Genomic DNA, 5649 nt, shown 5'->3' with positions numbered 1-5649 from the left:
CAACTCAAAGATAATTTGAGATCCGAAATTTACGCGCTTTTTTTACGCTTTCTTTTAACGTTTAGGACGCTAATGATTTAAGATGAAAAAACAATTCTTAGAAATCGTTTTTTTATGATTTTATTTTTAATAACGACATATTGTGTCGTATAAAATCGTTCCTTTGTTTAAATTTTAAGATTATGAACAGCGCAATCATACTTTCATCCATCCTTTTTTTTATCATTGGAGCCGTTATCAGTTTTTTATATTCAAAATCGAAAGCAAATTCAGCCATAATTGGAAATGAAATAAAACACCAAGAACTTCAGAAACAATATGATTCGCTAAAAAATGAATTTATCGAAATAAAAGATGATGCAAATTTCAATTTGGATCAATGGCAAAAAGAGCGCGAAAAAAATACAGAATTAACGGTTCGCCATCAAGAAGCAATGAAAGCTGTGGAGGAGCAAAAATCGTTTATGCTCGAAACCAATGAACGATTAAAAGAGCAATTTGAAGCACTTTCAGCTCAAGTTTTGAAAAGTAATAACGAACAATTTCTTGATTTAGCGAAAACAACATTGGATAAACATTTTTCTAATTCTCAAAACGATTTAGAAAAACGTCAACAAGCGATTGATTCGTTAATCAAACCATTAAATGAAAGCTTGAATAAATTTGACGGAAAAATATCCGAAATAGAAAAAGCTCGAGAAGGCGCTTATTCAGAAATTAAAGTTTTCTTAGATTCAATGCGTGGTACAACTGATAAATTGCAAAAAGAAACCAATACATTAGTTTCTGCTCTTAAAACTTCACACACAAGAGGAAAATACGGAGAAATTGGATTGCGTCGTGTCGTTGAATTTGCTGGAATGTCATCTTTTTGTGATTTTGAAGAACAAACTTCTGTTCAGTCCGAAAATGGTTTGCTTCGCCCGGATTTAATCGTTAATCTTCCTGGAAATCGAAAAGTAATTGTCGATTCTAAAGTTCCATTAAACCAATATATGCTTGCATTTGAAACGGAAGATGAGAATTTAAGAAAACATCATTTACAAATGCACGCGAAAGCTGTACGCGAACATTTAAAGAATTTGAGTTCTAAGGCTTATTGGAATCAATACACAGAAGCACCCGATTATGTGGTGATGTATCTGCAAATTGAAAGTTCTTTTGGTGCTGCGTTAGAATTGGAGCGAACTTTGATAGAAGATGCACTAAACAATAGAATAATTATTGCAACACCAACTACTTTGATTACAATGCTTCGCACAATTGCGTTTAGCTGGCAACAATTAAATGTTGCGGAAAATATATATCAAATGCGAGATGCTGGAATAGAATTATACAATCGTGTGAATGTTTTAATACAACATTTGGCGACGGTTGGTCATAATCTAAACCAAGCAACCCAAAGTTACAATAAAGCTATAGGTTCACTAGAAAATCGATTTATTCCGCAGGTTAAAAAGCTGAAAGAAATCGGTGGAACTTTGATGGAAAAAGAAATTTCGGAAACTAAGCCAATTGATACAATGATTCGTTCAATAAATAACTTGGATATTCAATAATCATTCTATATTTGTACAACTTTTAGAGAGAATGAAAACAAGCCTATTTACCTTGATTTTACTATACTCTCCTGCCATTTTTGCGCAGGTGAATTTTGAAGAAAAATCTGTACAGGTAAAACCAAATTTAGAATTAAACAAAATATATAACTACTCATTTACAGATCGTAACTTTTCGATTTCTGTAAATGATACGGTTTCTAAAGTCATCAACCAATCAAATAAATCGATGGAATTGGTTGACAAGAATGATTTTGCCAATAAGTATACATTTGTAAATGGTAAAAATCAATCCAATGATCCTGATGAATTTTACCGCGATTTTATCAATAATTCTGAAGGAATAGAGTACGAATTCACAACAAATCCTTCTGGAGAATTTTTAGAATTATTAAATGTTCCTCAGATTGAAGAAAAATTGCTTAAAATAACAGATAAACTTGGTAAACAACGCAAAAAATCTGATGATTATAAGGCAAATATTGCGTACATTGAGGAAATGGTCAAATCGAAAACATATGTTCCCTATGTTTTTGAGCAAGAAATTCACGTTTTCAATTATTTTAATGGACAATATTTTCGTTTAGGTGAAACATATGAAGGAAAATCTGTACAGGAAAATATTTTTGGATTTCCAATTTCTTCTACCACAAATACTTATCTAAAAGATATCAACAAAGAAAAAGGTACGTATACAATTGCTTCTGACCAAAATTTGAGCAAAGATGATTTTGAGAAATTATGGGAAGAAATGGCGTATTATATGTTGAATGATGCTAAACTGAATTTGTCGCAAGAACAGGTAAAAAAAGAAATCAAAAAATATTCAGAAACAGTTGAATTAAAAGTGAAATATGAAAATACGTACGATTTGAATTCAATTTTAATCAAATCTGAATATTTATTTAGCTTAAATATTGGTTCTAAGAAAACAGTTAATCAATTAAGTATAAAACTTTTAAATGACTAAATTTTATTTTTTAACGAATTTCAAACTTCATTTTAGATAATTTGCTCTATTTTTGAATTAGTTTGATTACTTATAAATGAAAATTAATTTTACATATTATCTGTTTTTTCTATTTTTTTCGATAAAAATATTTGCCCAAGATCCTATTCAAGATACAATTTCACCGGTTGTTAAAAATGATACCATTTTTAATGCTCCGCAGGAAACGATTATTTTTCCCAAAACATATTGGAATATTGGAAACGAAAAACGATATAATGTAACAACAAGTGAAGTGAAATTGGAAGATGACACGATTTCGCATCAAGAACAATATACTTATAACGTTATTATTCAAGTTGAAAATATTTATCAAAACGAAACCATTGTAAAGTGGAATTTCAGAAATATACAATTCAATTCAAAATCATTTTTAAATAATCCTTTTTCGTTAGTTAATAATGTTTCGATTTCCTTTAAAATAGATCAAGACGGACGATTTTTAGGTTATACAGATTTAGATAAAACGATTAAACAATTGGTTTTATCTTCAGAAGATTTAGAGAATAAATATTTGGATAATCCTACTGCGATTGCGTTAATCAAAAAGAATCTTCAACAATATTCTACAGAAGAAAGTATTGTTAAATTATTTGACAAAGACATTCGTCAATTCCATCATTTTTATGGAAAAAGTAATTTTACTTTAGAAAGTGCGCCATTTGTTTATCAATCTTACATGGACAATTTATTTAGCACTTCTCCCACTCCAGCTACAACAGAATTGAAATTGAATGAGATTGGAGTTTCGCAAACCAATTACATTATGTCAAGTTTTCAGGAAGCCGATAAAGATTGGTTGGCCAATTCTTGGTATACTTATCTAAAAGAATTAGCAACAAAATTAGGTACAGAACAGCCTTCTGAAAATAGATTGAAAGACGACATAAAATATTATGTTAAAACGACTTCGCGTATCAAGGATAACGGTTGGATTTCATATAGTATCGAAACCAAAAAGGTAAAATTTCAAGATACAGATTATACATTAGAGCGCCGTTTTGAGTTAGTAGACTAAAACTCGCATCAATACTGATAATTCTTACATTATTAAATCATAAAAACTTCGTGAATCAAGATTATTTTTCATAATTTTGCATTCATTTTATATAAATTATATTCACTATGCAATTGTCTGAACAAGAAATTATTCGTAGAGAAAAACTACAACAATTAAGAGACTTAGGCGTTGAGCCTTACCCTGCCGAAGAATTCGTGATAACTTCTAATTCTAAAGAAATTAAGGAAAAGTACGAAGAAGGAAAGGTTGTCAAGCTTGCCGGACGATTGATGAGTGTTCGTGTAATGGGGAAAGCTTCTTTCGCTGAGTTACAAGATAGCGAAGGTCGTGTACAGGTTTATATCTCGAGAGATGATATTTCTTCGTCTGAAGAAGGAATTGAGTATAATACAATTTTCAAGAAATTGATGGATATCGGAGATTTTATTGGAATTGAAGGATATGAATTCAAAACTAAAGTAGGTGAAATTTCTGTTCACGTAACAAAATTAACTTTGTTATCAAAAACTTTACGTCCATTACCAATTGTAAAAACTGACGACGAAGGTCATGTATTTGACGCTTTTACAGATCCAGAATTGCGTTACCGTATGCGTTACGTAGACATGGTTGTAAATCCTCACGTGAAAGAAATTTTCTTAAAACGTACACGTTTATTCAACGCAATGCGTAATTTCTTCAACGATCGTGGATACATGGAAGTAGAAACTCCTGTTTTACAATCGATTCCTGGGGGTGCAGCAGCTCGTCCGTTTATTACACATCATAATGCATTAGATATTCCATTATATTTAAGAATCGCGAACGAATTATATTTAAAAAGATTAATCGTTGGTGGTTTTGATGGTGTTTACGAATTTTCTAAAAACTTCCGTAACGAAGGAATGGATCGTACGCATAATCCAGAATTTACAGCAATGGAAATTTATGTTGCTTACAAAGATTACAACTGGATGATGGATTTCACAGAGCAATTATTAGAACATTGTGCAATTGCTGTTAATGGAACTTCTGAAACAACTTTCGGAGAACATAAAATTGATTTCAAAGCACCTTACAAACGTGTAACAATGCGTCAATCAATTATTGATTTTACAGGATTTGATATCGATGGAAAATCTGAAGCAGAATTATTTGAAGCTGCTAAAGGAATGGGGATCGAGGTTGATGAGACTATGGGTAAAGGAAAATTAATCGATGAAATTTTTGGTGAAAAATGTGAAGGAAACTACATTCAACCAACTTTCATTACAGATTATCCAAAAGAAATGTCTCCATTGACTAAAAAGCACCGTGATAATCCAGAATTAACTGAGCGTTTCGAATTAATGGTTTGTGGAAAAGAAATTGCTAACGCATATTCTGAGTTAAATGACCCAATCGATCAACGTGAGCGTTTTGAAGCACAAATGGCTTTAGCTGATAGAGGTGACGACGAAGCAATGTTTATCGACCAAGATTTCTTACGTGCATTAGAATACGGAATGCCTCCAACATCAGGTTTAGGAATCGGAATGGATCGTTTGATTATGTTCTTAACAAATAATCCATCTATTCAAGAAGTTTTATTCTTCCCTCAAATGCGTCCAGAAAAAGCTGCACCAGCTTACGAATTGACAGAAGAAGAAACTCAAATTATTGAAATTTTAAAAGCTAACGAAAACATTGATTTGAATGAATTAAAATCTCAAGCTGCTTTAAGCGGTAAAAAATGGGACAAATCAATGAAAAATTTAGCAAAATATAACTTGACTAAAGTTACTGTTGAAGGAGATTCTAAGACAGTTTCATATTTAGGCGAGTAAATTATTACCCTTTCATCTATATTTTAAAAGCTCAACTTCGGTTGGGCTTTTTTTGTAATTATTTGGGCGTTCCCTCGCTCTTTGCCTTCCATTTATATTATTTATAAAATAACCAAAATAATACAAACACAGCTAATGCAAATCGCTCGGTTGGGCTATCCGTTCCAATCTTTTGTAAAAGAAGATTAGAAGTGATTACAGAAAATCCAACTCCTACAAAAGGATTTACACTACTATCCCTAACGCGGGTTTTAA

At 31.4% G+C, this 5649-nt stretch carries 4 protein-coding genes; all 4 read left to right on the top strand.

What is annotated here, in order from left to right:
* Nucleotides 1-182 precede the first annotated feature (182 nt).
* A complete protein-coding gene (locus tag HXZ69_RS14920) occupies nt 183-1559 on the top strand; it encodes a DNA recombination protein RmuC (protein ID WP_286496433.1) in 1377 nt (458 codons plus the stop codon).
* A 31-nt stretch (nt 1560-1590) separates the two neighbouring features.
* Nucleotides 1591-2529 (top strand): hypothetical protein, encoded by a 939-nt coding sequence (locus HXZ69_RS14915; RefSeq protein ID WP_114999803.1) that lies wholly within the window; start codon nt 1591-1593, stop codon nt 2527-2529.
* A 76-nt stretch (nt 2530-2605) separates the two neighbouring features.
* Nucleotides 2606-3586, top strand: coding sequence for a hypothetical protein (locus HXZ69_RS14910; protein ID WP_219034726.1), 981 nt, complete (start codon nt 2606-2608; stop codon nt 3584-3586).
* Between the two features lie 107 nt (nt 3587-3693).
* A complete protein-coding gene (lysS, locus tag HXZ69_RS14905; RefSeq protein WP_286496432.1) occupies nt 3694-5394 on the top strand; it encodes a lysine--tRNA ligase in 1701 nt (566 codons plus the stop codon).
* Nucleotides 5395-5649: the final 255 nt, after the last annotated feature.

This window comes from Empedobacter sp. R132-2 (assembly GCF_030324375.1).
Classification (GTDB): domain Bacteria; phylum Bacteroidota; class Bacteroidia; order Flavobacteriales; family Weeksellaceae; genus Empedobacter; species Empedobacter falsenii_B.
Note: the sequence above shows the minus strand (reverse complement) of the source record. Positions and strands in the feature narration are given on the sequence as shown.

Coding starts and splice junctions, on each gene's coding strand:
- HXZ69_RS14910 (WP_219034726.1), top strand. CDS start 2,606: ATGAAAATTAATTTTACATATTATCTGTTTTTTCTATTTTTTTCGATA.
- lysS (WP_286496432.1), top strand. CDS start 3,694: ATGCAATTGTCTGAACAAGAAATTATTCGTAGAGAAAAACTACAACAA.
- HXZ69_RS14915 (WP_114999803.1), top strand. CDS start 1,591: ATGAAAACAAGCCTATTTACCTTGATTTTACTATACTCTCCTGCCATT.
- HXZ69_RS14920 (WP_286496433.1), top strand. CDS start 183: ATGAACAGCGCAATCATACTTTCATCCATCCTTTTTTTTATCATTGGA.